Source organism: Sphingopyxis sp. DBS4, from assembly GCF_024628865.1.
In the GTDB taxonomy this organism is placed as follows: Bacteria; Pseudomonadota; Alphaproteobacteria; order Sphingomonadales; family Sphingomonadaceae; genus Sphingopyxis.
Genome location: NZ_CP102384.1, coordinates 4,196,992 through 4,222,413, shown reverse-complemented (window position 1 = coordinate 4,222,413; position 25,422 = coordinate 4,196,992). Strand labels below are relative to the sequence as shown.

The window sequence follows — 25,422 nt, the reverse complement described above, 5'->3', positions numbered from 1 at the left end:
GCGGGGCACGCGTCTAGTCCCAAAGATAACCGGGATTACCCGGCCGGAGATAGGCAAAGCGCCGTTCGACCTCTTCAAGTGGGAGGACGTTGCCGTGCCCGCCAGTCACGCGCGGGTCGGTCGCCGCATGACGCTTGAATTCAAGCCGGGCGAGCTGGTTGCGATGAACCTCGTCGGGGCCGTCCGCGAGCCTGAGAAGGCGGGCGGTCGCATAACAGGCGGACAGATAATGGTCCATGCTGGTGCCCCCGCCACCAAATGCCTGCATCGCCCAATCGATAATCCGGCAGGCTACCGACGGAGCGGCAATCTTGATCATCCCGATTTCTGCCAGGGCGGCCTTGTTGCCGACGGTGTCCATCATCCACGCAGCCTTCAGCGTCAGCAGGCGGATTTGCTCGATCATCACGCGTGCCTCCGCGATGCGCTCCATCGTGACGGACTGACGCGACAGTTCGCTTCCAAACGGAGTGCGTCCCTGGACGCGCCGGCACATACGCTCGAGGATGCGTTCGCACAGGCCGATGAGCCGCATGCAGTGATGAATGCGGCCAGGGCCGAGCCTGCCTTGAGCGATTTCGAATCCGCGTCCCTCGCCAAGCAGCATGTTGGATGCGGGCACCCGCACGTTCTGGAATACCACCTCCGCCGCGCGATCAGGAATGGCATAGGTTCCCATCACAGAAAGGGGTCGTACGACGCGGACGCCCGGCGTATCCTTGGGAACGAGGATCATCGATTGTTGTGAATGGCGATCTTCGTTCGTCGGGTCGCTTTTACCCATGAAGATCAAGATTTGGCAGCGGGGGTCGGTGGCCCCGGTGGTATACCATTTGCGGCCGTTGATGACATATTCATCGCCATCCCGACGGATATTGCTCTCGATATTTGTGGCATCCGAAGACGCGACTTCCGGTTCGGTCATGGCAAATGCGGACCGCATCTGACCGGCGAGCAAAGGCGTAAGCCACCGCGCCTTCTGCTCCTCCGTTCCATAGCGCCAGATTGTTTCCATATTGCCCGTATCGGGCGCCGAGCAGTTGAAAACCTCCGGCGCCAGATGAGAACGTCCCATGACTTCGCAAAGCGGCGCATATTCAAGGTTGGAAAGCCCGGCCCCCAATTCCTTGTCGGGCAGGAACAGGTTCCACAGACCCGCCGTCTTTGCGTGAACCTTGAGTTCCTCAACGACCGGTTGGAAGCTCCATGGGCCCAATTGCTCGGTCTGGGCATAGAACAGGTCTTCGTTCGGATAAATATGGTCGGCCATGAAGGCTTCGAGCCGCGTCTTATAGTCTGCCGCCTTCGGCGATAATTCGAACATCCGGAAATCCCTTTTCGAGGCCTATTGACGGGCCGTGGAGCCGCCATCGATCACCAGGACCGAGCCGTTGCAATATGATGCTTCATCCGACGCCAGATACAGGCAGCCATTGGCCATTTCTTCAGGGGTCCCCGGGCGCCCCATGGGAGTGATCGCCAGGGCCGCATCACGATCTTCGAAAACCGACAGCACCGATTCCACCATGGGAGTGGCGATGAAACCCGGAGCGATGCAGTTCGTGCGGATATTCTTTTCGGCATAGGCCGTCGCCATGGCCCGGGTCAGGTTGATGACGCCTGCCTTCGCTGCGCAATAGGCGTGCGCAACGGGCAATCCGACCATTCCCGATATGCTCGCAACGGCAACGATCGATCCGCCGCTGCTTGCGATCATATGCGGCAGCACGGCATGCGAGGCATGATAGAAGCCATCGAGGTTGATGCCGATGACTTCGCGCCACTTCTCTGGTGAGGTGGTGGCCACGTCATTCATCGAACCGGGGCTCTTCTCAGCCCAGCTGTACCCGACACCCGCCGCATGAACGAGGCAATCGATCCGGCCAAATTCCCGGACCACATCCGAAACCACGGCCTCGATCGGCGCGCTCTCGCTCAGGTCGGCCACATGGGCATAGGCTACGCCGCCTTTGGCCTTTACCAGGGAAGCGGTCTCTTCAATAGTGGCAGTCGTTCGTCCAACGCCAATGACGATAGCGCCTTCTTCTGCGAATCTCATCATGACCGCGCGTCCAACACCGCTTCCGGCGCCGGTGATGAGCGCGACTTTCCCGTCAACTCTTCCCACCATCAAATCCTCTGCCATAATTGTAGTACGATCTTGTACTAACATGATGGCTGAGGAGGCGCTAGTTTAATCTGCTCGGAGGTCGCCTCGCTCCGATCGCGTCAACTATGGGTTGCGGCATGATGATCGAGAGGACGTCAGGCCGTGGCTCTCTGGCAGCGATGGCCGTTTTCCCTTTGCTGGCGTCTGTACGATCTTTGCGGCCCGGATGTCGGCTGGCATTTGCAACACGACTCCTGATATGCGGAACGCTCTATGATTTCTCTCGGCCAAAAGAGAATATCCATAGGCCACTACTATCACACTGGAATTTATAATTTATCTGCCCTTCACGCAGCCTGGAGCCGCTGTTTGGGTACGGATATCGGGAAAGGAGTCTATTGACCGCATAAAATTTTGTCCTACAATAATGGCAGACATAATAGCAGACATGGTTGGAGAGGACATACCCGGTTGGGAAAGAGCGCACGACGTCGAAAGCGACAGTCGGTAAAGACGCGCCGAGCCAAAGCCAGCTGAGGGAAGCCTCTCAACCCAAAGATCTGAAATCGACAGACGGGTTATGGGAGATGATGATATGAATAGGAAGCTTCTGTCCAGATTGGTGGGTAGCGCGTCGTTGCTGGCGATTGCTCCCATAACCGCAGCCGCCGCCCAGACGAGCGTGACAGCTCCGCAAAGCTCCGAACCGGAGGCGGGAGCTGACGAAATCATCGTCACCGCGACCAAGCGCGCCGAGTCGCTAAGCGACGTCCCGATGTCGATCACCGCAGCCAGCGGGGAAGCGCTCACATCGGCCGGCGTCGTCGACACGACCCAGTTGATCAAGATCGTACCCGGCTTCACGGTCAACACGACGCAATATGGCGCTCCGTCATACAGTTTGCGCGGTGTTGGCTTCAACGAAGCTTCGCTAGGCGCATTGCCGTCGGTGAGCGTCTATAATGACGAAGCGTCGCTTCCCTTCGCTGTGATGACGGCCACGCCGATCTTCGATCTGCAACGCGTGGAAGTTCTCAAAGGTCCTCAAGGTACGCTCTTCGGCCAGAATGCGACGGGCGGCGCGATCAACTATGTCGCGAACACACCGACGAACAGCTTCGAAGCAGGGATTCGCGGCAGTTACAGCCGGTTCAACACGATCGAAGGTCAGGCTTTTGTCAGTGGACCGCTTAGTGACACGCTGGCCGCTCGCATCGCCATTTCGGGCGCGCGGTCGAATGCCTGGCAGTATAGCAGCACGCGCAATGACGAGATCGGCCGCCAGCGGAAACTCGCCGGACGCGCGATCCTCGACTGGACTCCGTCGAGCGACCTCAAAATCTCCCTCCGTGTCAGCGGGTCACTCGACAAATCAGATCCCCAGACTCCGCAATTTGTTCAGCCTTATCCGCAATTCGTCCTCGGCTATGTAGATCCCCGAGTGCTCACCTATCCCAATCCGCGTGATAGCAACCGTGCCACCGACTTCGATGCGGGCGTCGATTTTCGCCGCAACGATCGGATGTTCCAGTCCACCCTGCGCATCGACTATACGCTGGGCGACAACTTCACTCTGACGTCGCTGACCAACTTCGCTCATATGAAGTTCCTGAATTTCCGCGATATCGACGGCACCTATCTGCCGCTCGTTCACTATGACACGCGCGGACGCCTGCGGACCTTCGGGGAGGAGCTTCGCCTGTCGGGAGAGGTCGGCCGGTTTAACTTCATTGTCGGCGCCAATTATCAGGAAGATCGTGCGAAGGAGGCCGCCCGCGCCCTGTTCCCGAACTTTTCGTCGGCCTATGCTTTCGTCGATTCATTCGGGCCCACCGCCTATTTTGGCGCACTCACCAACAAGTCGACGCAGAGCTACCGCACGATCGCGGGCTTCGCGAACCTGGAATATCATCCGACCGACACCATCACGATCTCCGCCGGCTTGCGCTATTCGGACGTCAAGCACAGGCTGTGGGATGCCTGCTCGTCCGACGAAGGGGATGGAACCGCAGCAACGGCCTTCGGCCTGCTGAACGGAGCTGTCGGCGGACCCGGCCCATCGGCGTTTGCCCCGGGGCAATGTGTCACCGCCGGTCCGAATCTTGTACCCGGGCCGACCGAAGACTCGTTCAGCGAGAACAACCTCTCGTGGCGCGGCAGCCTGAACTGGAAGGCGACCGACGACTTGCTGCTGTACACGACGGTCAGTCGCGGCTTCAAATCGGGCAGTTATCTGAACGCATCGGTGCTCGATTACCGCGTCTATCTCTCGCCCGTGAAACAGGAGAAGCTCACCTCCTATGAAGCGGGCGCGAAGCTCTCGGTCGGGCAGCAGCTGCGCTTCAACGCGGCGGCCTATTATTATGACTTCCGCAACAAGCAGTTGCTCGGCACCACGAACAATCCGATCTTTGGACCTCTGCCCACCTTGGTGAACGTTCCGAAATCGCGCGTGATCGGTTTCGATCTCGATGCGGTCTGGAAGCCTACCGATCTCATTACCCTGACCGGCGCACTGAACCGCACCAGTTCCAAGATCAAGTCGAACTTCTTCCTGCCGCCGGCGACGGGTGGACGCATCGACGACCCGGCAACGGGCACCCAGGACATCCGGGGGCGGCCTTTCAATTTCGCGCCCAAGTGGAACGCTACCTTCGATGCCGAGTTCGGCTGGCACGCCTTTACCGGCATCAATGGCTTCTTCGGTGGCTCGATCATCTACAACAGCAAGACCGATGCGGAAATCACCGACAACAGCTCCGCGACCGGCAGATCGCTGACCTACATCAAATCCTATGCCACGCTGGATCTCAGGCTGGGATTGCGCAGCGACCGCGGCGACTGGGAGGCCAGTCTGTTCGGGCGCAACGTGACCAGCACCTATTATTGGCAGAATGTCGCGCACATCTCCGACACACTGGTTCGCTATACAGGCCTTCCGGCGAGTTACGGCATTTCCGTAAACTATAATTTCTGACGTCCCGCCACGGCGCGAGCGCCATCCTGTCATGCCTCCGGCCCGACAGGATGGAGCCGGCCCCAAATACGGGTCAATTTGAACAGGAGAAAGCAATGTCGATGGAGCAGTTGGTCAGGAAAATGTTTGACGAGCTTTTCGTCACCCCGGAAAAATTCTTCAATGAGGATTCGGAATTCTTCATGTGGGGTCCGGCATATCCGCCGCTGGTGGGTCCTCAGGCGATGCTGCAGGGCTTCACCGATCTCGCCGCCCGGCTCACCGACGTGTCGATCGACTATCTGGATTTCGCCGAGAAGGGCGACATCGTCTTCGTGGAACGAACCGACCACTTTACGATCGATGGCAAGCACAAGATTGACCTTCCTGTCGTCGGCAAGGGGAAGGTCGGGGCTGATGGCAAATTTATCTATTGGCGAGACTTTTGGGATGTGGAGCTTCTGACGAAAGCCAATCTCCATCCCGACGGTGCCGGAGTCCTGAAGCAATAGGCGGGCATGCGGCCTGCCTGTAGGGTTGGAATGTTCGCAGCGGTTGGCCGCATTCGTTCAATAAGGAGAAGATGATGTCGATGGAGCAACTGGTCAGGAGCATGTTTGACGAGCTTTTCGTCACCCCGGAAAAATTCTTCAATGAGGATTCGGAATTTTTCATGTGGGGTCCTGCATATCCGCCGCTGGTGGGTCCTCAGGCGATGCTTCAGGGCTTCACCGATCTCGCTGCCCGGCTCACCGACGTGTCGATCGACTATCTGGATTTCGCCGAGAAAGGCGACATTGTCTTCGTGGAACGAACCGACCATTTCACGATCGACGGCAAGCACAAGATCGACTTGCCGATTGTCGGCAAGGGAAAGGTCGGGGCTGACGGGAAATTTATCTATTGGCGGGACTTTTGGGATGTCGAGGTCCTGACCAAAGCCAACCTCCACCCCGACGGCGCCGGGGTCCGCAAATAGCCGCTGCGCTATCAGGCCTTTGCGGGCAGATCAGGAGCGTCCCGGCGACCATGAGCATCATGGTCACCGGGCAACACCCGACGTTGCGCGATGCTGTGCACTGAGATTTACCAGTGTCCCCGCCGTGCAAATCCCCCAATGCATACCAGCCATGCCGGTGACCTGGTCTCCAGAAGATGCCGGGACGAGGGATAGAGGCTACGGCAAATCGTCGCGGCTCAGGCGACCACGGCTTCCACCATGCCTATTCGGCCGCTATCGCCCGCAGACCCTCGGTATCGTTCAGTGAGCCTCTCAGTCCCAGCTTGGCGAACAATTTGCCGTCGGCGTCGCTGCCCTGGTTGCCCGTGGTCAAGAGCCGGTCGCCGGTAAAGATCGAGTTGGCGCCCGCCAGAAAACACAAGGCCTGCGTCGCTTCTCCCATGCTCTCGCGGCCGGCCGAGAGGCGGACGACCGAGGCCGGCATGGTGATCCGTGCGACCGCGACGGTTCGGACGAATTCGATATCGTCGATTTGAGCTTCGGGCAGCCCTGCGAGCATATCGCCGAGCGGCGTCCCCTTGATGGGCACCAGAGCGTTGATCGGGACAGAGGCTGGATGCTCGGGCAAGGTGGCGAGCGTGTGAAGGAAACCTACCCGATCGGAGCGGTCCTCACCCATGCCGACGATGCCGCCACAGCAGACATTGATGCCCGCCTGACGCACCCGCTCCAGAGTTTCGAGCCGGTCGCTGTAAGTGCGCGTGGTGACAACCTTGCCATAATATTCGGGCGAACTGTCGAGATTGTGATTATAATAGTCGAGTCCTGCTGCAGCGAGCCGTCCGGTCTGGTCGTCGCTGAGCATTCCCAGCGTCATGCACGTCTCGAGCCCCAATTCCTTGACGCCCTCGATCATGGCGACGATCGAATCCATGTCACGGTCCTTTGGAGACCGCCATGCAGCGCCCATGCAGAAGCGTTCCGAGCCCTTTGCCTTCGCCTCGCGCGCAGCGTCGAGGACCTCGTCCACCTCCATAAGCTTCGATGCCTTGAGTCCCGTCTCGTGGGAGGCCGACTGACTGCAATAGCCGCAGTTCTCGGCGCAGCCCCCGGTCTTGATCGACAGCAGGGTCGAGAGTTGAACGGCATTGGGATCGTGATGCTGCCGGTGCACCGACTGTGCCTGCCAGAGCAGGGTGTTGAACGGCAATTCGAACAGTGCCGCAATTTCCTCGCGGGTCCAGTCATGGCGGATCAGGGTCATCGTTTCGGTCCCTCTGCGCTTACAGGCGCTCAACGAGGGTGGCATTGGCCATGCCACCCGATTCACACATTGTGAGCAGACCATAGCGTCCGCCCGTGGTTTCCAGTGCGGCAAGGAGGTTGGACAGGAGCCGTCCGCCAGATGCCCCGACCGGATGGCCAAGCGCGATCGCGCCGCCATGGATGTTGACCCGCTCCTGTTCGACACCCAGTTCCTTCATCCAGGCAAGGGGCACAGAGGCGAAGGCCTCGTTCACCTCGAAGAGGTCAATCTCGTCGATCGCCTTGCCGGCGCGGGCAAGCAGTTTGCGGGTAGCCGGAATGATCGCGGTCAGCATCATCACCGGATCGTCGCCCGATACCGCGAAATGGGTGACCGCGGCGCGTGGTCTGAGGCCCAGTTTGCGTGCCAGCCCTTCTTCCATGATCAGCGCGGCGGCGGCGCCATCGGTCACCTGGCTCGAATTGCCCGCCGTGACACTCCACCCGATCTGCGGGAAGCGGGTGGCCATCACCGGATCCTCGAATGCCGTCCTGAGTGTCGACAGCCTTTCGAGGCTGGTGTCGCGCCGCAGCCCCTCGTCTCGCTCGACACGGCGTTCGCCGTCGGGACCCGGCACGGTGACCGGCAGGATCGCGCGAGCGGTGATCGCCGCATCCTCGGCGCGCGCAGCGAGTTGATGCGAGCGGAAGGAGAAATCATCCATCTCGGCGCGCGAAATGCCCCATTTCGCGGCGATCAGTTCGGCTGAAATGCCTTGGGAAACGAGGCCGTCAGGATAGCGGGCCTTCAAGCCGAGACCTTCGGAATCCTTGCCCATGCGGTTCGCGCGCATCGGCACCAGGCTCATCATCTCGATACCGCCCGCGATCACGGCGTCATAGGCGCCGGCGATCACACCTTGGGCCGCGAAGTCGACGGCCTGTTGCGCCGATCCGCATTTGCGGTCGAGCGTGACGGCCGCGACGCTTTCGGGAAACCCGGCGGCGAGTGCGGCCTGACGGCCGATATTCCCGGCCTGCTCGCCCACCTGGATCACGCACCCGGTGATGACATCCTCGACCAGTGACGGATCGATCCCGGCCCGCGCGACCAGACCGCGCAAAATCTGCGCATAAAGGTCGACGGGATGCAGCCCGTCCAGCGCGCCGCCGGGCCGGCCGCGCCCGAAGGGCGACCGGACGACGTCGACGATGACGGCGCGCCGTGAACTCATCGCCGCAGACTCACCGACATGTCAGCGGTCGCGAACTGGACGACCGGACTGTTGGCGAGCTTCATGAGCTTCGCGACCTGGTCGAGCTCCGGGGAGGAAAGCAGGGGATAGGTTCGCTTGAGCGGCCCGGCTTCGCGCATCTTCTTCAGGTCTGCTTCGGGCATCAGGGCGCGAAGGATCAGTTCATCGTCGTCGTCCGTGCCGTAACGCTTGCGCAGTTCCTGGATCGTCGGCTGCTCGGGCGGGTTGTCGAGCACCGTTTTGGCGTTGGCGCTATGCATGATCCGATCCAGCACATCGGGATCGATGGCGGAAACCGGCTGGCCATAATAGCCGGCGGCATATTCGACAATCTCGTCAGGGATGATCGCGTAGCGTTCGCCCTTGACGACGTTGAGGACGGACTGGATGCCGACAAGCTGACTGAACGGCGTCGCCATGCCCGGATAGCCCAGCTCGCGGCGGACGACCGCGACCTCGCGCAGCACGTCCTCGAAGCGATCCGACATGTTGTGCTGAGCCAATTGGGCCTTGAGCGTTCCGACCATGCCGCCCGGAATTTGATGGAGGGTGGACAGGACGTTATATTCATTGTGCTGATTGACCAGGAATCCGGCGGCCTTGCCCACCTTCTCGAAATGCTCGGCGACCGGCGCGAACATGCTCTTGTCGAGATCATGCGTGTGGCCGAGAAGCTCGAGATTGGCGGCGACGCTCTCGGTCGATGGCACCGACGGGCCGTTGGCCATCGGACGGCTGGCGGTGTGGAGAATAGTAACGCCGAGCGGGATTGCGTCGAGATAGGCCTTGCCGGACTGACCGAGTATGTTGTTCGAGTGGAACTCGATCGGCTTGCCGCGTGCCTTGGAAACGATCGCCGGCAGCAGCGTCGTCAGCCTTTCCTTCTCCAGCACGCCGGCGGTGTCGTAAAGCAGGATGGTGTCGATATCGTCCGAGGCGGCAAGCTTGTCGACCTTGTCGGCATAATAGGCGTCGTCATGGACAGGCGAGAGCGTGAACATGATCGCCCCGGCGACTTCCGAACCGAACTCCTTGGCCACCTTGGCGAGCCGCAACATCTTGTCGATGTTGAACAACACGTCGTAAATCCAGAAGCTGCGCGCGCCATGCACGTTCAGCTGACGCATCCAGGCGTCCATCAGCGCATCGGGAGTGGTGCGAAACGTCACCGAAGCGTTGGAGCGCATGCCCGAGCGCAGCGTCGTGCGCGGCATCGCCTCGACAAGCGCGTCCATCATCGCCCAGGGATTTTCGCGGCAATGACGGATCAGAACCTCGAAATGGTTCGAGCCTGTCAGGTCGATCACACGAAAGCCGGTGCGATCGAGCCAGCTGGCGGCTGGCAGCGCCATGCCTGCCTGCAGGCGCATCCCCCACAAGCTCTGTTGCCCGTCGCGGATAGTTTCGTCGAGGAATTGGACATGCGCCATATTCAGCGTCCCTGCTGCGCCCGGAACTGCGGAAGGAGAACCGTCTCCAGCCAGCGCGTGTTGATGGTGTTGGTGCGAAAATCGGGATGGGCAACGATCACTTTGAGGAGAGGGATATTGGTCGCGATCCCTTCGATCAGAAAGGTGTCGAGCGCCTTCGCCATCCGTTCGACCGCCTCTTCTCTGGTCGTGCCGTGCACGATCAGCTTGGCAATCATGCTGTCATAATAGGGCGGGACCATCGCCCCCGTCTCCATGGCGCTGTCGACGCGAACGCCTTCGCCGGCGGGCGGGTCCCAGCGCGTGATCCTGCCCGGACTCGGCATGAAGTCGCGGTCGGGATCTTCGGCGATGATGCGAGCCTCGATCGCATGGCCATGGGTGCCGATCGCCGACTGGTCGAAGCTATCGACCGATCCGGTCGCGAGCTTGAGCTGGGCCTGGATCAGGTCGGTGCCGGTTATGGCCTCGGAAACGGGGTGCTCCACCTGGATCCGGGCGTTCACCTCCATGAAGAAAAAATCTTCACTCGCCGCGTCATAGAGGAATTCTACCGTGCCGGCGTTGCGATAATCGATCGAGGCGAGCAAAGCGACAGCCGCCTTGTGAAGCCGCGCGCGCACCGGTGGGGAGAGAATGGCGGCGGGGGCCTCCTCGATCATCTTCTGATAGCGACGCTGGATCGAACAGTCGCGTTCGCCGAAATGCACCACGCCGCCTTTTCCGTCGCCGATCACCTGCACCTCGATGTGGCGCGCAACCTCGACATAGCGTTCGATGAACAGCGTGCCGTCGCCAAAGGCTTCGCGGGCGGTGGTCACCGCGCCGTCAAAGGCACTGGCCAGTTCCTCGGGTGTGTGGGCGACGACCATTCCGCGGCCGCCGCCACCCGCCGAGGCCTTGGTAATGACAGGGTAGCCGATGGTCGCGGCGATCCGCAAAGCGTGGTCGACGTCGTCGACCGCGTCGCTGCCGCTGGTCATCGGCACCTTGGCGCGCTTTGCCATCGCCCGCGCCGAAAGCTTGTCGCCGACCTGCCGGATCGAAGCGGGGGTCGGGCCAACGAATATGATGCCTTCTTCCTCACAAAGCTCGGCGAGCTCGGCGCGCTCCGACAGAAAGCCGTAGCCGGGATGCAACGCGGTACAGCCGGTCGCCTTGGCGGCGTGAACGATCAGGCCGGCATTGAGATAGGATAACTTCGCCTGTGCAGGTCCGAGCACCACCGCCCGGTCTGCGGTGCGAGCCCCCAAGCCATCGCGATCGGCCGCCGACACGCCTAGTACCGCCTCCATCCCCAACGCCTGGGCGGCCTCGATCGCGCGGAGCGCAATCTCTCCCCGGTTGGCAACGAACAGCCGTCCAGCCGCGGGCGGCGTATCATGCATCGGACGGCTCGATCAGGAACAGCGGCTGGTCGAACTCGACCAGCTCGCCATCCTGCGCATAAATCTCGCGAACGATGCCGGCGGTTTCGGTGCGGAGCGTGGTGAACAGCTTCATCACCTCGATCAGGCACAGCTCGGCGCCCGCGGCGACCCGGGCGCCAACTTCAGTGAACACGGGCGCGCCCGGTTTGGGAGCGCGATAGAAGGTGCCCAGGCTCGACGCTTTTACGACGATCCCCCCGGGAGGGACCGCGCCGGGCTGCGATACCTGCGCGGGCGCAACGGTCGGGGCCGGGGCGTCGGAGGACGCGGGGGGCGCGGCGGTGGGTGCCGCAGACTGCACCGCTGGAGCCGCGGCCGGGGCCGCGAAGGGTGAAGACCGCCCCTCCGAGTCCTTGTTCTTGCTCAGGAACAGCTCGAAGTTGCCAAGCTTGACGTGCAGTTCGCGCCAGTCGCTGCTGTCAAACTGCTTGATGAGCGATTCCACATCCTGTTTGGAAATGTCTTCCACCGGCTATTCCTTTTGATCAGGGGTCGACGCCTGGGCGGCTGCCAGCAGGGCCGGCAGCAAAGGCGACGTGACAATTTCTGCGGCACCCGCCGCAATCGCTTCGCGCACCGCGGTCTCGTCGTTTGCAAACAGCGCCCCCTTAACGGTTGCACCGTGCGGCAGAACGGCAAAGGCGCCCTGCTCTTCGCCCACGACATCGTCGAAGTCGACGATATGCGCGTCGGCACGGGCCTCGGCGACGACGGCGATCCTGGCAAGTTGACGCGACCAGTCGCTTAACAGGCGCAGGGTCTCATTCTCTTCTTCGCGCGGCATGACGACCGGCAGTTCGCCGGCATAGACCGTGCCGGTCTGCCCGACGACGGTGACGATCTGGCCTTCCAGGCCATGCAGGCTTCCGACGCCGCAGCCGACGACGCAGGGCCGGCCCAGCGCACGGCCGACCACAGCGGCATGGCTCGTGGAGCCGCCCTGTTCTGTAAGGATGGCGCGCGCCGCGATCATGCCGTGCAAGTCGTTCGGGCTGGTCGTCTCGCGGGCGAGGATTACGGACGTGCCTTCGCGCGCCGCCGCCTCCGCGTGATCGGAATCCATCACGATCAGTCCGACGCCCACACCCGGCGAGGCGGCCTCGCCCTGCGCCAGCACGCGGGCGCCCACCGCGGCGCCGTCGGCGAGCTGTGGACTAAGCAGAATGCGGATCTGTTCGGGTGATACCCGGCCGATTGCCTCCGCCTGGCTGATGATGCCTTCGCGCACCATGTCGACCGCGATGCGAACAGCTGCAAGCGGTGCGCGTTTGGCAGCGCGCGCCTGAAGCAGATAGAGCTTGCCGCGTTCGACCGTGAACTCGATGTCCTGGACATCGCCGTCCTCTTTCTCGAGCAGGGAGGCGGCGGCGAGCAACGCGTCATGCACGTCAGGCAATGCCTCGCGCAGCGCGTCGAGCGGCATCGGTGTATGCTTGCCGGAGACGATATCTTCACCCTGTGCACAGCCGAGATATTCGCCATAGGGTGCCGGATCGCCGGTCAGCGGATTGCGGCTGAACAATACGCCGGTCCCCGAGCGTTCCATATTGCCGAACACCATCGCCTGGACGGTTACCGCGGTTCCGATATCGTGGGCGATGTTGTTGTGCTCGCGATAGCGCCGCGCGCGGCGCGAATTCCACGATTCGAACACTGCGCGGACCGCGCCCGCGAGTTGCTCGCGCGCGCCGACAGGCACCGCGCTGCCCTGCGAGGCGATGGCGTCACGCCAAGCGGCGGGGGTCTCGTCGCGCGCCAGATCGATCTCGGTCTTCAGCACGATCTGGGCATAGAGGTCGAGAAAACGGCGATGGGTGTCCCGCGCAAAGGCCGCGTCGCCGCACTCGGTGCCCAAGGCGGCCTCGGTCTCCTCGTTGATGCCGAGATTGAGGACGGTATCCATCATGCCCGGCATCGAGACCGGTGCCCCCGACCGGACCGAGACAAGCAGCGGGCTCGGGCCGGCACCGAACAGACGGCCGGTCTGCTGCTCGAGCCATGCCACGCCTGCGTCAATCTCGGCGGCGAGCGATTCCGGCTCGCTGCCTTCTGCGAGATAATGGGCGCAGGCGCGGGTCGTGATCACGAAGGCGGGAGGGACGTGCAACCCCAAACCGCTCATGCGTGCGATCGACCAGGCCTTGCCGCCGATCAGGTTACGGTCGGGCAGAGCGCCGCCGCCGAGCGTCAGAAGCCATTGTGCGGTATCGATGCTCATGGTCATTCTTCCCGCGTCCGGCCGACGATGCGCAGCAAATCCTCGTGAAGTTCGAACCAGAGCGTGTGGTAGCTTTCGATCTTCGCGTCGCTGACCCACGCGATCGCGCCATCTTCCGCCTTTTCAAGGGCAGCCAGCAGATGCGTGCGATAATAGCTAAGGCGGGCGACCGCCTTGACGAGCCGCGCGAAGATTGCGTCGGCGCGCTCGTGGAGATCGCCGAGCCGGTCGATGATCTTTTCGTCATGCGATTTGTTGCTGTGGTCGTTGGCGACGCGCTGGCCCCCGACGTCCATCGTCTGCCACTCGGTGATCAGCGTCTTGAGCTGGACGTTGATCCGCTCGAACGCTTCATAGGCCGCCATGAATTCTGCATCGGTGCGCGCATCGGCATATTGTCGCGAATAGTCGCTCTCGAGCGCAATGCGGGCGAGCGGGCTAAGCAGATATTTCCCATTGGCCTCCACCGCGCGGCCGCTTGCGGCTGCCTCCTCGAGTTGGCGTGCCGCAGCATCGACCGGCATCCCGATCAGCCCGGCGATGTCACCCGCGTCGGCATGTTTCTTGATGGCCAGGCCATGGAGAACGAGGTGCATCGTCATCCGGCGTCTCCCTGGAGACGGGTTACGACGGTGTCGCGGACCTCGCGACGAAGGATCTTGTTGGCGCCGCTCTTTGGCAGTTCGGGCCAGATTTCGATCGACTTGGGTTGCTTGAAATTGGCGAGCTGGCTCTTGGCAAAGGCCAGCGCACCGTCGGCGTTGAGGTCGGGCCGTCCTGCGATCACGGCATGGATGCGATCGCCCCACTTTTCGTCGGGAATGCCAACGACCGCCGCTTCGACCACACCTTCATAGGCAAGCAGCACATCTTCAACCTCGCGCGGATAGACATTATATCCGCCCGAGATGAGCATGTCGTTCTTGCGGTCGAGGATGTAGAAAAAGCCGTCTTCGTCCATCCGGCCGATGTCGCCGGTGTGCAGCCAGCCGTTCCGGAACGCCTTGGCGGTCGCTTCGGGGTTGTCCCAATAATAGGCCATGAGTTGTGTGCCGCGGCACACGATCTCGCCAATCTCCCCGGCGGGCAGGAAATTGTCTTCATCGTCGACGATGCCCGCCTCGACGGTGGTGAACGGACGCCCGCATGATCCGACCCTGTCATGATCTTCCGGTTTCAGGCAGGTAATCACCATCGGGCTTTCGGCCTGGCCATAGGTCTGTGCGAAGACCTTGCCGAAGCGCGCCTCGGCGCGACGCAGCAAACTGTCGGCGATCGGCGAGGCGCCATAGGCGATCCTGCGCAGATTGAGTTTGGCTTCCGCACAGCCAGGCTGCTCGAGCACCATCGCGAGCATGGTCGGCACGAGGAAGGTCATCGACGCCTGCTCGGTTTCGGCCAGCTTGACGAATGTCGCCGGATCGAATTTTTTCATCACCAGCGACCGTACCCCGCGGACCAGCGCGGGCAGGAAGAAGGCGCCGGAGGCATGCGCGATCGGTGCAGCGTGAAGGAAGGTGTCGCCTTCCGCCATGTCCGGCATCAGATCGATCAGGAAGGCCGAGACTTCGGCCGTCTCGCCCCGCATCGTCAGGGTAACGCCCTTGGGGCGGCCCGTCGTGCCTCCGGTATAGCCGAGGCGATAGGGTGCCTCGATATCGCGGTCGACCATGCAGGGCTCGGGTGAACCGGTCCGGGTCATTTCGGCAATTGCGGCCGGGCGGAAGGTGAATTCCAGGCCATCGGGAATCACTTCCCCATCGCCGCAGATTACGCCGCGACAGCCGCTGTTCCCCAGCTTGTACGCATGATTGTCGGGCGTCTCACGGGTGTTGAGCGACACGCGCACCAGACCCGATTTCGCGAGCGCATAATAGGCGACCAGACAGTCGATACCATTCGGGAGCAATACGCCCACGCGATCGCCGGGCTCGAGGCCGGTGGCCAGCAGCGCGTTGCCGAGCCGGTCAGTCAGCTCGTCGAACTGGCGGAAGCTGACGATGCGCTCATCCTCGACCAGGCAAGGCGCGTCCTTATAATGCAGGGCAGCCCTGCGGATGATGGTTCCCACCTGCATCAATTGGCTCCCTTGCCGATGCCGCGGCCTTCGAGCGTGCGCGAGCCACGCTGTTCCAGCTTGTAGAGTTGATCAGCGAGTGGCGTGTGGGCGTTGTATTTGACCCACGTCTCGCAGAGATAGCGATATTGCTCGCTGCACGCTTCGGGCACATGCTCCCGCGACAGCCGGTTGTAATCGGCAAGTGAGAGCACGCCGCGGCTGGTGCGATAGCGGTCGACTTTGGCGTCGAGATGCGTGCCACCCTTCTGGGGCAGTCCTGCGCTCGGCACATAATCATCGTCGCGGGCGATCGACAGCGGGAGCGGGGTCAGCATCCGCTTGGGCGCGTCGCTATGTTGCATCATCGCGAACGGAGATATCTGCTGCCCCGGAAGCGTCAGGCTGCCGACCAGTTCACCGAGCGCCGAATTGCTGAACTCGTCATTGAGCAGCGGACGGAAGCGTTCGGCGCGCGGATCGATCTCGAGCCAGTCCTCTACCTCGAACACGCCGGCTACATGCGCGAGTTCCTTGATTGCGGCGAAGTAGAGCAGCGCACCGGCGTCCAGCAGCTGGTCGCGCGTCCATTCGGCCATACGGATCCACAGCTTGTTGGTGGCATCCTTGATGATGGCTGTGAGTTCGACGAATGTGGCGGTGAGCTCTTCGCGCGATCCCATGCCCAGCGGCACATGGCCTTCGCTCAGCGGGTCGGATGTGTAGAGACCAACGCCGGCCAGTCGGTCGGCGGTGAATTCGGGCGTCGATTCGAAGCTGCCCCACTCGTCAACGAGGTGGAAGTGGCAATCGCGCGCCGACATCACGACGGTGTAATTGTTATGCGGCACCGCGCTGGCGACGCCATCGAGCCAGGGAAGCGAGCATTCGCCCATGTCCATGAAGTCGCGAACCAGCATCTCGTGGCGATCGTCGATGCGATACGGCCCGGTGTTGGTGAGACTGACGCGGCTTTCGCAGGATACGAGAAAGCCATATTGCGAGGCGGTCGCCATGAAAGCGTGCGCCGCCTCGTGCAGCGCATCGCCAGGTTCGCAGGCGAACATGTCCGATTTGAAGACCTCAAGGCGCCGATCCGTCAGAGTCTGGGCGCGATGACCGAATTCACGGTTGGTGATATGACCGTCGTTGCGGTGCCAAGCGAGTTGGTAGCGCTTCCAGAAATCGAGCACATAGATCACATCCTCGGCCGCGTCCTGAGGACGCAGCATGCCCATCGAGATCAACCATTCGCGACCGAGCAGATAGAAGGCAGGCAGACACCAGCCGGTGTGCGAGTTCTGCATCTTCACGCCCATGTTGCGGCTGCGATCGGCCAGGTCCTCGGCCTTCATTCGCTCCTCGATCTTCCGAAGCAGGGTGGGATAGCGATAGAAAGCGTTGAGGTAGGAGAAGAGGATGTAAGCGGAGACGGGGAACAGTTTCGATCCCTGAACGGTGCGGGTGACGCACAGCCAGTAGGTCTCGTCGGCGACCGTCTGCATCAGGTTGTTCGTTTCGAGCAGCTGGATATAGCTCGGGCGCTCGCTGGTCATGCTACCCTCCACACACGGGCGGTCATGTTCTGACCGGTTAGATAGGATTCCGGGGTGCGAGCCGCGGCGGTTGTTTCGAGCTCGACGAGGTCACCTTCCCTGATGCCGCTGATCCGTGCGTTCATCAGGCAAGGGATGCCATATTCGCGGGTCAGGATGCCGAGGTGCGAGCGAACCGTGCCGCCCGCACATATGACTGCGGTGAAATGCTCAAGGATCGGGGCGGTCAATGTGCCGCCGCTGTCGTCGATGATCGCGACCGTCTCCGCCGGCACGCCGCTCTTCATCAGATCGATGACGCGCTCGCTGCTGCGGATATAGCGTGCAATGCCCCGAACATTCTGGTGGCGGCGCACAACATTGTCGCCGACGCCGCGCTGCTCGCGCCCTTCGGAATCGGCTGGCGCCGTAATAGCCTCGGGATGTTCGAAGCTGAAGTCGGGATCGTCGTCCAGCCCTTCGGCCGAAGCGTAGATTTCCGGCCGGTCGCGGGCCGAGAGCGCTGAGGACCAGGCGAAGCGGTAACCCGTCGCGAGGATGCGCTGCTCGATCGCCGCGATGTCCGCTGGCGTGATCAGCTTATCGGACGAGCCGAACACGAAGCTCGCCCAATTGTCGCGACTATCGTCCAGCCGCCGACGGACGAGATCCTTTACGGCGTTGTGCACCGCCTCGACCAATGGCGAGGCCGGCGGAGCGCCATAGCGATCATTGTCGATGTAGAGCTTCATCGTCTCTCCCGTCCCATGTGCCGCGGCTTTGCTGTTGGCGAACTGCGTCGCCCTCCCGCTGTGCAATATTACAACTAAAATAACAATACAAAATTGTAAGACAAAATATGATGCGCTTCTTCTTCAGGCGGGAGCGCTCCGCCAGCCGGCGCGCCCCTTGCCCCCGATCAGTCCGGCCGCGACCCGCTGCTTGAGGAGCGGCGGGGGACGGAAGCGTTCGCCATAGGCATCAAACATGATCTCTTGCGCCTGGAGGCACAGGCTGGATGTGACCGCATCCATCAACTGAAAGGGCCCGATCGGATGGCCGAGTCCGAGTTTGCAGGCGGTGTCGAGATCCTCGGCGCTGATGACGCCCTCCTCGACCAGCCGAATCGCCTCGATGATGAAGGTGTGGAGCACGCGGTTGACCGCGAAGCCGGTGACATCCTTCACGCGGATCGGCGTCTTGCCGGTGCCGACGGCCAGCGCAGTTGCTTCGGCGACCGTCGCCGCGTCGGTCTCGAAGGCCGGAATGACCTCGACCAGCTTCATGCGGCTGACCGGAGAGAAATAATGCATGCCAATGAAGCGGCTTCGGCGTTCTGGACGCACCGCGGAGGCGAGCGTCGAGATCGGGATGGTCGAGGTGTTGGTGACGAGCATCGCGTCCTTGCGCGCGATCGAATCGATCTGCTGCCAGAGTGCGGTCTTGACCTCGAGATCCTCAAATACGGCCTCGGTGATAATCGCGCATGGAGAAAGGTCGGCCATCTCTGTGCTGGTTTGGATGTTCGCGACATGTTGGGCCGCGCTGCTATTTCCATCCGCCGCATCGATTTTGTCGGCGATCTTGCGCAGCCGCGCCATGGCGCGGTCCAGCGCGGGCTGGTCGCGGTCCAGCAATATCACCCGATGGCCGGCGAGCGCTTGGATGAAGGCGATCTCGGCGCCCATCAATCCAGCGCCGACCACGCCATATACTCCCTCTTCACTTGCCATGAAATTTCTATCCATCTATTATTGTCCTACAAGAACGTATATCAACTTAATAGGACCATTGAAAGCTGATTCCAGGGAGAGAGTGCCGATGAGCGATAAAATCGAACAAGTGGTGACGGTGGAGCGGGCCAGCGAACATGTCGTGCTGGTGACGCTTCAGCGCCCCGACGCGCGCAATGCGATCAACGCGGCCGTGACGGCGCGAATGCGGGACATCGTGCGGGAAACCGAGGCGGATCCGTCGATATGGGCCGTTGTGCTGACTGGCGCTGGCGGCAAGGCATTTTGCGCCGGCGCCGACCTCAAGGAAGTATCGGAGGGCGGAATTGCCGGGCTGATCGATCCCGACGCCGGTTTTGCGTCCTTCGTTCACGCCAGCCGCTCCAAGCTTTGGATCGCCGCGGTCAATGGCTTCGCGATGGCCGGTGGGTGCGAGATTTCGCTGGCCTGCGATATGATTGTGGCTTCGCACGACGCGCAGTTCGCACTCCCGGAAGTGAAGCGCGGCCTGATCGCGGCGGCGGGCGGCCTGTTCCGCCTGCCGCGCCGTATCCCGCGTGCCATCGCCTTCGAGATGATCGCCACCGGGGATCCGATTACCGCCGAGCGGGCGCTGGCGCTGGGTCTTGTCAATTGCGTCGTGGCCAAGGACGACACGGTGACTGCCGCACTCGCCCTCGCCGAGAAGGTCTGTCAGAACGCGCCGATCGCGGTGCGGGAGAGTTTGGGCGTTGCCCGGCGGGCGATCGACGACACGGAAGAGGCGCTCGATAGCCTCAGCAATGCGGCGCAGGATCGTGTCATGCTCACCGCGGATTTCGCCGAAGGGCCCAAGGCCTTCGTGGAGAAGCGGCAGCCTAACTGGGTCGGCCGCTGATCTTCCCGGTGGACGGCTGCCCCGTACCTCGCGGTCAGCCCCTTTCCCGAAGGACGGGCAGCCATTTGCCGGACGCGCGTATAAGCGTGCGCCGCGCATGGCGTTCAGGGTGTCCGCTGTCGGGAAAGGGCGCCGGGCGTCCGTTTACAGAACCTCGAAAAGACCCGCCGCGCCCATACCACCGCCGACGCACATGGTGACGACGACATGGCGTGCGCCGCGGCGCTTGCCCTCGATCAGCGCATGGCCGGTCATGCGCGCGCCGGACATGCCATAAGGATGTCCCATTGCGATCGCGCCGCCGTTTACGTTGAGGCGCTCGTCGGGAATGCCGAGCTTGTCGCGGCAATAGAGAACCTGCACCGCGAAAGCCTCGTTCAACTCCCACAGGTCGATGTCGTCCATGCGCAGCCCGAAACGCTTGAGCAGCTTCGGAATCGCTACCACCGGCCCGATGCCCATCTCGTCCGGGCGCGTTCCCGCTACCGACATGCCGACATAGCGGCCGAGGGGGGCCAGATTGCGCCGGGCTGCGAGCCCCGCTTCCATCACAATGCAGGCAGAGGCGCCGTCGGAAAGCTGGCTTGCATTGCCGGCGGAGATGGTGCCACCTTCGCGCACCGGCTTGAGGGCGGCGAGCCCCGCCGCGGTGGTGTCGGGCCGGTTGCCTTCGTCCCGTGACAGCGTAACCGGTTGCTCATGGCTCTCGCCCGTTGCCTTGTCGATGACGCGCATCAGGGTGCTGACGGGGACGATTTCGTCGTCGAAACGCCCGGCTTCCTGCGCGGCTGCGATGCGCTGCTGCGATTGCAGCGCCAATGCGTCCTGGGGTTCACGGCCAATTCCGTAGCGCGCCGCGACAGTCTCGGCGGTATCGACCATCGACATATAGACATCGGGATGCATCGCCACGAGTTCGGGATCATAGCCGACGCGCATTTGCGGGGTCTGTACCAGCGAAATCGATTCAACGCCGCCTGCGACAATTACGTCCATCTGATCGTCGATCACTTGCTTGGCAGCGGTCGCAATTGCCATCAGGCCGGACGAGCATTGCCGGTCGATGGTCATGCCCGAGACACTGACGGGCAGACCCGCGCGCAACGCCGCGGTGCGGCCGATGGTGTGGTGGCTGCCTTGGGGCATGGCGCAGCCGAGGATACAATCGTCCACCTCCGCGGGATCGATCCGGGCCCGTTCGACCGCCGCCCTGATGGCGTGCGCGGCGAGCGTCGGCGCCTCGGTGAAATTGAAGGCGCCCCGGCCGGCGCGCCCGATCGGCGTGCGGGCGGTGGAAACGATGACGGGGTCGCGCATGATATTATCCTGAAGTTTGGGTGCGGGAAGAGAGCGGGGCTGGCATGGCGATCAACCGCGTGGCAGGCCCAGTCGCCGACTGAAAAACTCCGCCATCTGCTCGAGCGCAAGCTGCGCTTCCGGCATGTGGAATGCGAACCAATGACAGTGCGGCATCGCCTCGAATATCGCCAGTTCGGCATCGGCTCCGGCCGATCGCAGCGCGAGGTGCATTCTCGTCGTGGAGCTGAGCAGCAAGTCACGCGATCCCGACAGCAGCAGCGTCGGTGGAAACCCCGCAAGGTCAGCATAGACTGGCGATACCCGGGGGTCTTTCGGGTCGACGCCGCCAAGATAGGCACGGATTTCCGACAGCGGGTCGTCCACCGCGATGTGCAGGCCGCCCCAGATTCCATTCAGCGAATAGAGGCGTCCGGAGTCTCCGAAATCGCTCAAGTCCGAAGGTGGAGAAAAGGCGCCAATGGCCGCTGGTAGCGGCATCGCCAATTCCTTCAGTCGCAGAATCATCTGCAGCGTGATGGCTGCTCCGGCGGATGAGCCGTAGACGATGATCTTTTCCGGCGCATAGTCTTCCAGGAGACGCGCATATACCTTCACGGCATCATCGAGGCCGGCCGGGAAGGGGTGCTCTGGCGCGAGACGATAGTCCGGGACGACCACCGCCAATCCCGTGAGGCGCGCTATCGGTATCGCTTCGATGAGGGAGCCCGAACCCATCACGAACCCGCCGCCGTGAAGGTTAAGAAGGATATGTTCGCTGGAGCGTAGCGCGTCGCCTGGAGGTGATACAATGTGCACGCGAACGTCGTTGATGTCAGCTTCTTCCACGTCGACCGGCCAGACGTCACGCTGAAGGTCGGCCAACTGGGCAAATTGCCCGTCGATGGTCTTTCGATAGTCCCACATCGGGCCGATCGAAAAATCCACTGCCGGCGGCGTTAGCAAAAAGTCTCGCGCTTCCTGGCTAAGGCTCCCTGGAAGCGGCATGGGGCGTGCTGGCAGGCACAAGCCCGGATCGCATTCTCCGGTCGCATCGAGGAAGTCATTCATTTGCCGAGTTCCTATCGTGACACATCGCTGCGACACCCTCATTCGGACCGCCCGGAACCGGCGTCCGCCGCGCGGGTCGGCGAGTGCGATATCGCTTTTCGATCTTGGGCATCCTTCAGGTAAGGATGCCTTTCAAAGCTTCGTCGGCATGCTTGGTGTCATTATATTCCTTCACTTCTTTGATCTTGTCGCCTTCGAACGAGATCCTGAAGTGGTAGTGATTGTTGTAGGTGTTGCCGTTTTTGAGCTTGGCGAAGGATTCCGCCTCGACGGCGCATTTATTGCCCTCGACAAGGATGCTGTGGACTTTCATCTCCATCTTGCCGTCGATGTGCGGATCCAGCATCTCACCGAATTTCAATACCTCGGCCTGAATTTCGCCCATGCCCGCAGCCCACCACACAAAATCATCGGCGAGAAAAGGGGCGATGCCGGCGATGCCCTTCTGGTCGATGGCGTCGAAAAATTCCTGGGCCAGTTGCCTCTTGTCACTCATCGCGATTTTCCAATCTTCATTTCTGATCCCCGACCGGGGACCGCTCTTCTGATCAATCTGAATTGGGAAATAACTGGTCCACTATATCGCGTAGCGGACGTTTCAGGATTTTGCCGTTGGCATTGCGAGGCAGCGGTGTTGCACTGATCGTCCAGCTTTCCGGACGCTTGTAGTCGGCCAAATGAGACTTGATGAACGTATCGAGGTCCTCAGCCGAAACCTGCGACTCTTCTCTCGTCGTGACGAAAGCATGCACGCGCTCTCCCAGGACCGCACAATATTTCGGAACGATCGCGGCCTCGACGATATCGGGATGTGTCGACAGGGCCGATTCCACCTCGGCCGAAAATATCTTGTAGCCGCCGCGATTGATGAGATCCTTGGCGCGGTCCAGAACCCGGACGAAACCCTCGGCCGTTATGCTGCCGATATCGCCAGACTTCCAGAAACCCGCAGTGAAACCGTGATAGGTTGCCTCAGGGTTCTTCCAATAGCCTTTCGCGACGGTCGGCCCGCCGATCCACAGTTCACCTATCTCGCCCCGCGGAAGCTCGCGGCCATCGGAATCCATAACCAACAGGGTCGCCCCCGGAGAAGCAAGACCGACGCTGTCAGCATGGCTTTTCGCGAATTGAGGCGGCAGCATCGTCACGGCCGAAGCGGTTTCGGTCGACCCGTATAGATTCCACAATTCGAGATCCGGCAGCGCGTCCGCGACGCGCTCGATTGTCGCGGCCGGCATAGGGGCCCCGCCGTAGCCACCAATTCGCCAGCTCTTCAAATCCGCCTCTCTCAGGTCGGCTCGCAGCAGGATGAGATTATACATCGCCGGCACGAGGATGGTGTGCGTCATACGCTCCGACGAGGCGAAGGCGACGAAATCGGCAACGGCAAAATTCTCCATCACGAGCAACGTCGCCTTGGCGCAAATCGCGGTCGCAACCAGGCCGATCATACCGGTGACATGGGACATGGGGACCGCGACGAGCATGCGATCCTCGCCGGTCAGCCGGAGGCAGTTCGCATAATTCAAGGCCGCATGGATGATATTCGCGTGGGTGATCATTGCACCCTTGGGCCGGCCCGTGGTTCCCGATGTGTAGAAGATGAAGGCCAGCTCCTGTTCCGCGATATCAACGGGAACGGGCACGGCATCGGTCTTTGAAAAAAGCGGGCTGTCCTGATCCAGCCACAGTCGCACCCCGGGACAGGCCGAACGCCGCGGCAACTGGTCCAGCGATTCCGGCCCGAAGATGACCGCGACACACTCGCTGTCGTTCACAATATGGGCGATTTCTCCGCGCTGCTCACGGATGTTGATCGGTACGATCGTGGCACCGATGCGGAGCGCGGCAACCAGGGCGACGAGATAGGGGATGCCATTGCCCAGAAGCAATGCGACGCAGTCGCCTCGTTCCACGCCGTTTCGTTGCAGGCCATGCGCCAAGGAGTCGCTCCACTTGCCGAGCTGTGCCCAGCTGAGGCGCGCATCGCGGGTCGCAACGGCTTCTCGCTCACCACCAATCCGGATCGCCTCTTCGATGAGATCGGCGAAATTTGCAGGCCGCGTAGCGTAACAAGCAATCATTCGGTCGCCGTGGCTTGCCTCAAAGCGCAACGGGCCAACGCCCCAGGGGTCATTTGAAGTCGCAGGCTGAGCGCCGCTGGCATCGTGCAGGGGCGCCGGTGTTGTCTGCAGGGCACTAGCTGAGCGCGTCATCCCACCATCTCCGATCGATCAGCCGGCTGCTCTTCGGCAGCGCATCCGTGTTCTGGAATCGTCAGGAGAGGTGCATCGTGATGGTCGTGCTGTCAATTAAAAAATGGAACCGGTTCATATTTTGATAAATCGGTAGGAGGTTGTCTTACCCCGTTTGAAGTGGCTTTGCTCTCTAAGGCAGCGCAACGAGTCCCGGGAGCGAAATTATCCGCCGGGGGAATGGCTGGTTTGGGGAATATCGGTGATCGGGCTCAGGCCCTTCAGGGCTGCAGCCGGAAGTTTAATCCGACGCAGCGTGCGCAATTTGCTGCTCTAACGCCACGAGTCTTTCCTGACATTTATCGAGGAAGCTCCGCACGCGCTGAACATATGGCCTCGCCACCGCTCCTGCCAGAACCATGGCAAAACCATATTGGCTGCGTACCTCGAAGAGCTCATGATCGATATCTCCCGCAGAAACGCTAAAGCTGTTTGCGCTATAGATATTGTCCAATGTCATCAAAATGCACTCGATGTCGATCGAAGTTCGAAGATAGCCGTCCTCACTCGCCGTCGTCAGAACTCTTCGCCAAATATCGAGGTTTTCACTACGTACGATGCGGCGAACATGTTCGGATCCGCTCTGAAATAGGGAAAGGTTGACAGCATTCCAGTATGGAATGTTGATCTCGATGTTCGTCCTGATGAAGGGAATTATACCAAACAACGCATCTATCGGGTCGCGATAGTCTCCACGTTCAAACAGGTCTCCGGCATTCTTGATGTCTTCTACCAAAATCTGGAGTAAAACGGCCTGCCGCGATCCGATCAAATTATACAATGTCATCAAGCTTACGTCAGAACGCTCGGCCAGCGAGCGCATGGCAAGGCCGACATCGCCGGATTCCCGGATCATTTCGCGTGCGGCGGCGACAATGCGCGCAATTCGCGCTGCCTTATTCTTTTCGCGCTTACTCAAAACACTCTCCTCGGAGAATGGCGAAAGTCATAAGTAATGAAATCCGCTCCTGTCCAGTGCCCGTCCGGTGATAG

General features: G+C 61.5%; 22 protein-coding genes. 4 read left to right on the top strand and 18 right to left on the bottom strand.

The window, feature by feature from the left end; genetic code table 11:
• Window positions 1-13 precede the first annotated feature (13 nt).
• Both NP825_RS20265 and NP825_RS20260 read right to left on the bottom strand, forming a co-directional pair.
• On the bottom strand, window positions 14-1,324 hold the full coding sequence (locus tag NP825_RS20265; protein ID WP_257547091.1) for an acyl-CoA dehydrogenase family protein: 1,311 nt from the start codon (window positions 1,322-1,324) through the stop codon (window positions 14-16).
• A gap of 21 nt (window positions 1,325-1,345) precedes the next feature.
• Entirely contained in the window at window positions 1,346-2,146 is an 801-nt protein-coding gene (locus NP825_RS20260; RefSeq protein ID WP_257547089.1) for an SDR family NAD(P)-dependent oxidoreductase, read from the bottom strand.
• A gap of 544 nt (window positions 2,147-2,690) precedes the next feature.
• Here NP825_RS20260 and NP825_RS20255 point away from each other — a divergent pair.
• The 3 genes from NP825_RS20255 to NP825_RS20245 all read left to right on the top strand — a co-directional run bounded on the left by NP825_RS20255 (window position 2,691) and on the right by NP825_RS20245 (window position 6,045).
• Window positions 2,691-5,087 (top strand): TonB-dependent receptor, encoded by a 2,397-nt coding sequence (locus NP825_RS20255; RefSeq protein ID WP_257547087.1) that lies wholly within the window; start codon window positions 2,691-2,693, stop codon window positions 5,085-5,087.
• A 95-nt stretch (window positions 5,088-5,182) separates the two neighbouring features.
• A complete protein-coding gene (locus NP825_RS20250) occupies window positions 5,183-5,578 on the top strand; it encodes a limonene-1,2-epoxide hydrolase family protein (RefSeq protein ID WP_257547085.1) in 396 nt (131 codons plus the stop codon).
• A gap of 74 nt (window positions 5,579-5,652) precedes the next feature.
• On the top strand, window positions 5,653-6,045 hold the full coding sequence (locus NP825_RS20245; protein WP_257547083.1) for a limonene-1,2-epoxide hydrolase family protein: 393 nt from the start codon (window positions 5,653-5,655) through the stop codon (window positions 6,043-6,045).
• A gap of 244 nt (window positions 6,046-6,289) precedes the next feature.
• Here NP825_RS20245 and bioB read toward each other — a convergent pair whose 3' ends face one another.
• The 11 genes from bioB to NP825_RS20190 all read right to left on the bottom strand — a co-directional run bounded on the left by bioB (window position 6,290) and on the right by NP825_RS20190 (window position 18,930).
• Window positions 6,290-7,291: a biotin synthase BioB gene (gene bioB, locus NP825_RS20240; protein ID WP_257547081.1), complete on the bottom strand. Its 1,002-nt coding sequence runs from the start codon at window positions 7,289-7,291 to the stop codon at window positions 6,290-6,292.
• Between the two features lie 19 nt (window positions 7,292-7,310).
• Window positions 7,311-8,507, bottom strand: coding sequence for a thiolase family protein (locus tag NP825_RS20235; RefSeq protein ID WP_257547079.1), 1,197 nt, complete (start codon window positions 8,505-8,507; stop codon window positions 7,311-7,313).
• The gene (locus NP825_RS20230) at window positions 8,504-9,958 is read right to left on the bottom strand and encodes a pyruvate carboxylase (RefSeq protein WP_257547077.1); all 1,455 of its coding nucleotides are present in this window, start codon (window positions 9,956-9,958) and stop codon (window positions 8,504-8,506) included. Before NP825_RS20230 ends, NP825_RS20235 begins: the two co-directional genes overlap by 4 nt.
• Before the next feature lie 2 nt (window positions 9,959-9,960).
• Window positions 9,961-11,346, bottom strand: a complete 1,386-nt coding sequence (locus tag NP825_RS20225) for an acetyl/propionyl/methylcrotonyl-CoA carboxylase subunit alpha (protein WP_257547075.1) — start codon at window positions 11,344-11,346, stop codon at window positions 9,961-9,963.
• Window positions 11,339-11,857, bottom strand: a complete 519-nt coding sequence (locus tag NP825_RS20220; RefSeq protein ID WP_257547073.1) for a biotin/lipoyl-containing protein — start codon at window positions 11,855-11,857, stop codon at window positions 11,339-11,341. Before NP825_RS20220 ends, NP825_RS20225 begins: the two co-directional genes overlap by 8 nt.
• Before the next feature lie 3 nt (window positions 11,858-11,860).
• Window positions 11,861-13,705 carry a pyruvate, phosphate dikinase gene (locus NP825_RS20215; RefSeq protein WP_257547071.1) on the bottom strand — a complete coding sequence of 615 codons (1,845 nt, stop codon included), beginning with the start codon at window positions 13,703-13,705 and terminating at the stop codon, window positions 11,861-11,863.
• Complete coding sequence (locus tag NP825_RS20210; protein WP_257547069.1) at window positions 13,609-14,208, bottom strand: hypothetical protein; 600 nt, start codon at window positions 14,206-14,208, stop codon at window positions 13,609-13,611. The genes NP825_RS20215 and NP825_RS20210 overlap by 97 nt, the downstream gene beginning before the upstream one ends.
• Window positions 14,205-15,683: an AMP-binding protein gene (locus NP825_RS20205; protein WP_257547066.1), complete on the bottom strand. Its 1,479-nt coding sequence runs from the start codon at window positions 15,681-15,683 to the stop codon at window positions 14,205-14,207. Before NP825_RS20205 ends, NP825_RS20210 begins: the two co-directional genes overlap by 4 nt.
• Window positions 15,683-17,218, bottom strand: a complete 1,536-nt coding sequence (locus tag NP825_RS20200) for a hypothetical protein (RefSeq protein ID WP_257547064.1) — start codon at window positions 17,216-17,218, stop codon at window positions 15,683-15,685. Before NP825_RS20200 ends, NP825_RS20205 begins: the two co-directional genes overlap by 1 nt.
• Complete coding sequence (locus NP825_RS20195) at window positions 17,215-17,949, bottom strand: PEP-utilizing enzyme (protein WP_257547062.1); 735 nt, start codon at window positions 17,947-17,949, stop codon at window positions 17,215-17,217. Before NP825_RS20195 ends, NP825_RS20200 begins: the two co-directional genes overlap by 4 nt.
• A 123-nt stretch (window positions 17,950-18,072) precedes the next feature.
• Window positions 18,073-18,930 carry a 3-hydroxyacyl-CoA dehydrogenase family protein gene (locus tag NP825_RS20190; RefSeq protein WP_257547060.1) on the bottom strand — a complete coding sequence of 286 codons (858 nt, stop codon included), beginning with the start codon at window positions 18,928-18,930 and terminating at the stop codon, window positions 18,073-18,075.
• 88 nt (window positions 18,931-19,018) lie between these two features.
• On the opposite strand from NP825_RS20190, the gene NP825_RS20185 reads away from it, so the two are divergent.
• On the top strand, window positions 19,019-19,807 hold the full coding sequence (locus NP825_RS20185) for an enoyl-CoA hydratase-related protein (RefSeq protein WP_257547057.1): 789 nt from the start codon (window positions 19,019-19,021) through the stop codon (window positions 19,805-19,807).
• Window positions 19,808-19,951: 144 nt separating this feature from the next.
• Here the strand turns inward: NP825_RS20185 and NP825_RS20180 are convergent, their stop codons facing one another.
• The 5 genes from NP825_RS20180 to NP825_RS20160 all read right to left on the bottom strand — a co-directional run bounded on the left by NP825_RS20180 (window position 19,952) and on the right by NP825_RS20160 (window position 25,348).
• Window positions 19,952-21,124, bottom strand: a complete 1,173-nt coding sequence (locus NP825_RS20180; RefSeq protein ID WP_257547055.1) for an acetyl-CoA C-acyltransferase — start codon at window positions 21,122-21,124, stop codon at window positions 19,952-19,954.
• Window positions 21,125-21,175: 51 nt separating this feature from the next.
• Window positions 21,176-22,174 carry an alpha/beta hydrolase gene (locus NP825_RS20175; RefSeq protein WP_257547053.1) on the bottom strand — a complete coding sequence of 333 codons (999 nt, stop codon included), beginning with the start codon at window positions 22,172-22,174 and terminating at the stop codon, window positions 21,176-21,178.
• Between the two features lie 115 nt (window positions 22,175-22,289).
• Window positions 22,290-22,670, bottom strand: a complete 381-nt coding sequence (locus tag NP825_RS20170) for a nuclear transport factor 2 family protein (RefSeq protein ID WP_257547051.1) — start codon at window positions 22,668-22,670, stop codon at window positions 22,290-22,292.
• Window positions 22,671-22,722: 52 nt separating this feature from the next.
• A complete protein-coding gene (locus NP825_RS20165) occupies window positions 22,723-24,390 on the bottom strand; it encodes a class I adenylate-forming enzyme family protein (RefSeq protein ID WP_257547049.1) in 1,668 nt (555 codons plus the stop codon).
• Window positions 24,391-24,670: 280 nt separating this feature from the next.
• The gene (locus tag NP825_RS20160; protein WP_257547047.1) at window positions 24,671-25,348 is read right to left on the bottom strand and encodes a TetR/AcrR family transcriptional regulator; all 678 of its coding nucleotides are present in this window, start codon (window positions 25,346-25,348) and stop codon (window positions 24,671-24,673) included.
• Window positions 25,349-25,422: the final 74 nt, after the last annotated feature.

Bases quoted from the DNA above. Each gene is read 5' to 3' on its own strand.
- NP825_RS20165 (WP_257547049.1), bottom strand. From the start codon at position 24,390: ATGACGCGCTCAGCTAGTGCCCTGCAGACAACACCGGCGCCCCTGCAC.
- NP825_RS20195 (WP_257547062.1), bottom strand. From the start codon at position 17,949: ATGAAGCTCTACATCGACAATGATCGCTATGGCGCTCCGCCGGCCTCG.
- NP825_RS20225 (WP_257547075.1), bottom strand. From the start codon at position 11,346: ATGCATGATACGCCGCCCGCGGCTGGACGGCTGTTCGTTGCCAACCGG.
- NP825_RS20260 (WP_257547089.1), bottom strand. From the start codon at position 2,146: ATGGCAGAGGATTTGATGGTGGGAAGAGTTGACGGGAAAGTCGCGCTC.
- bioB (WP_257547081.1), bottom strand. From the start codon at position 7,291: ATGACCCTGATCCGCCATGACTGGACCCGCGAGGAAATTGCGGCACTG.
- NP825_RS20230 (WP_257547077.1), bottom strand. From the start codon at position 9,958: ATGGCGCATGTCCAATTCCTCGACGAAACTATCCGCGACGGGCAACAG.
- NP825_RS20200 (WP_257547064.1), bottom strand. From the start codon at position 17,218: ATGACCAGCGAGCGCCCGAGCTATATCCAGCTGCTCGAAACGAACAAC.
- NP825_RS20235 (WP_257547079.1), bottom strand. From the start codon at position 8,507: ATGAGTTCACGGCGCGCCGTCATCGTCGACGTCGTCCGGTCGCCCTTC.
- NP825_RS20210 (WP_257547069.1), bottom strand. From the start codon at position 14,208: ATGACGATGCACCTCGTTCTCCATGGCCTGGCCATCAAGAAACATGCC.
- NP825_RS20265 (WP_257547091.1), bottom strand. From the start codon at position 1,324: ATGTTCGAATTATCGCCGAAGGCGGCAGACTATAAGACGCGGCTCGAA.
- NP825_RS20205 (WP_257547066.1), bottom strand. From the start codon at position 15,683: ATGCAGGTGGGAACCATCATCCGCAGGGCTGCCCTGCATTATAAGGAC.
- NP825_RS20175 (WP_257547053.1), bottom strand. From the start codon at position 22,174: ATGAATGACTTCCTCGATGCGACCGGAGAATGCGATCCGGGCTTGTGC.
- NP825_RS20170 (WP_257547051.1), bottom strand. From the start codon at position 22,670: ATGAGTGACAAGAGGCAACTGGCCCAGGAATTTTTCGACGCCATCGAC.
- NP825_RS20180 (WP_257547055.1), bottom strand. From the start codon at position 21,124: ATGCGCGACCCCGTCATCGTTTCCACCGCCCGCACGCCGATCGGGCGC.
- NP825_RS20190 (WP_257547060.1), bottom strand. From the start codon at position 18,930: ATGGCAAGTGAAGAGGGAGTATATGGCGTGGTCGGCGCTGGATTGATG.
- NP825_RS20250 (WP_257547085.1), top strand. From the start codon at position 5,183: ATGTCGATGGAGCAGTTGGTCAGGAAAATGTTTGACGAGCTTTTCGTC.
- NP825_RS20255 (WP_257547087.1), top strand. From the start codon at position 2,691: ATGGGAGATGATGATATGAATAGGAAGCTTCTGTCCAGATTGGTGGGT.
- NP825_RS20185 (WP_257547057.1), top strand. From the start codon at position 19,019: ATGAGCGATAAAATCGAACAAGTGGTGACGGTGGAGCGGGCCAGCGAA.
- NP825_RS20245 (WP_257547083.1), top strand. From the start codon at position 5,653: ATGTCGATGGAGCAACTGGTCAGGAGCATGTTTGACGAGCTTTTCGTC.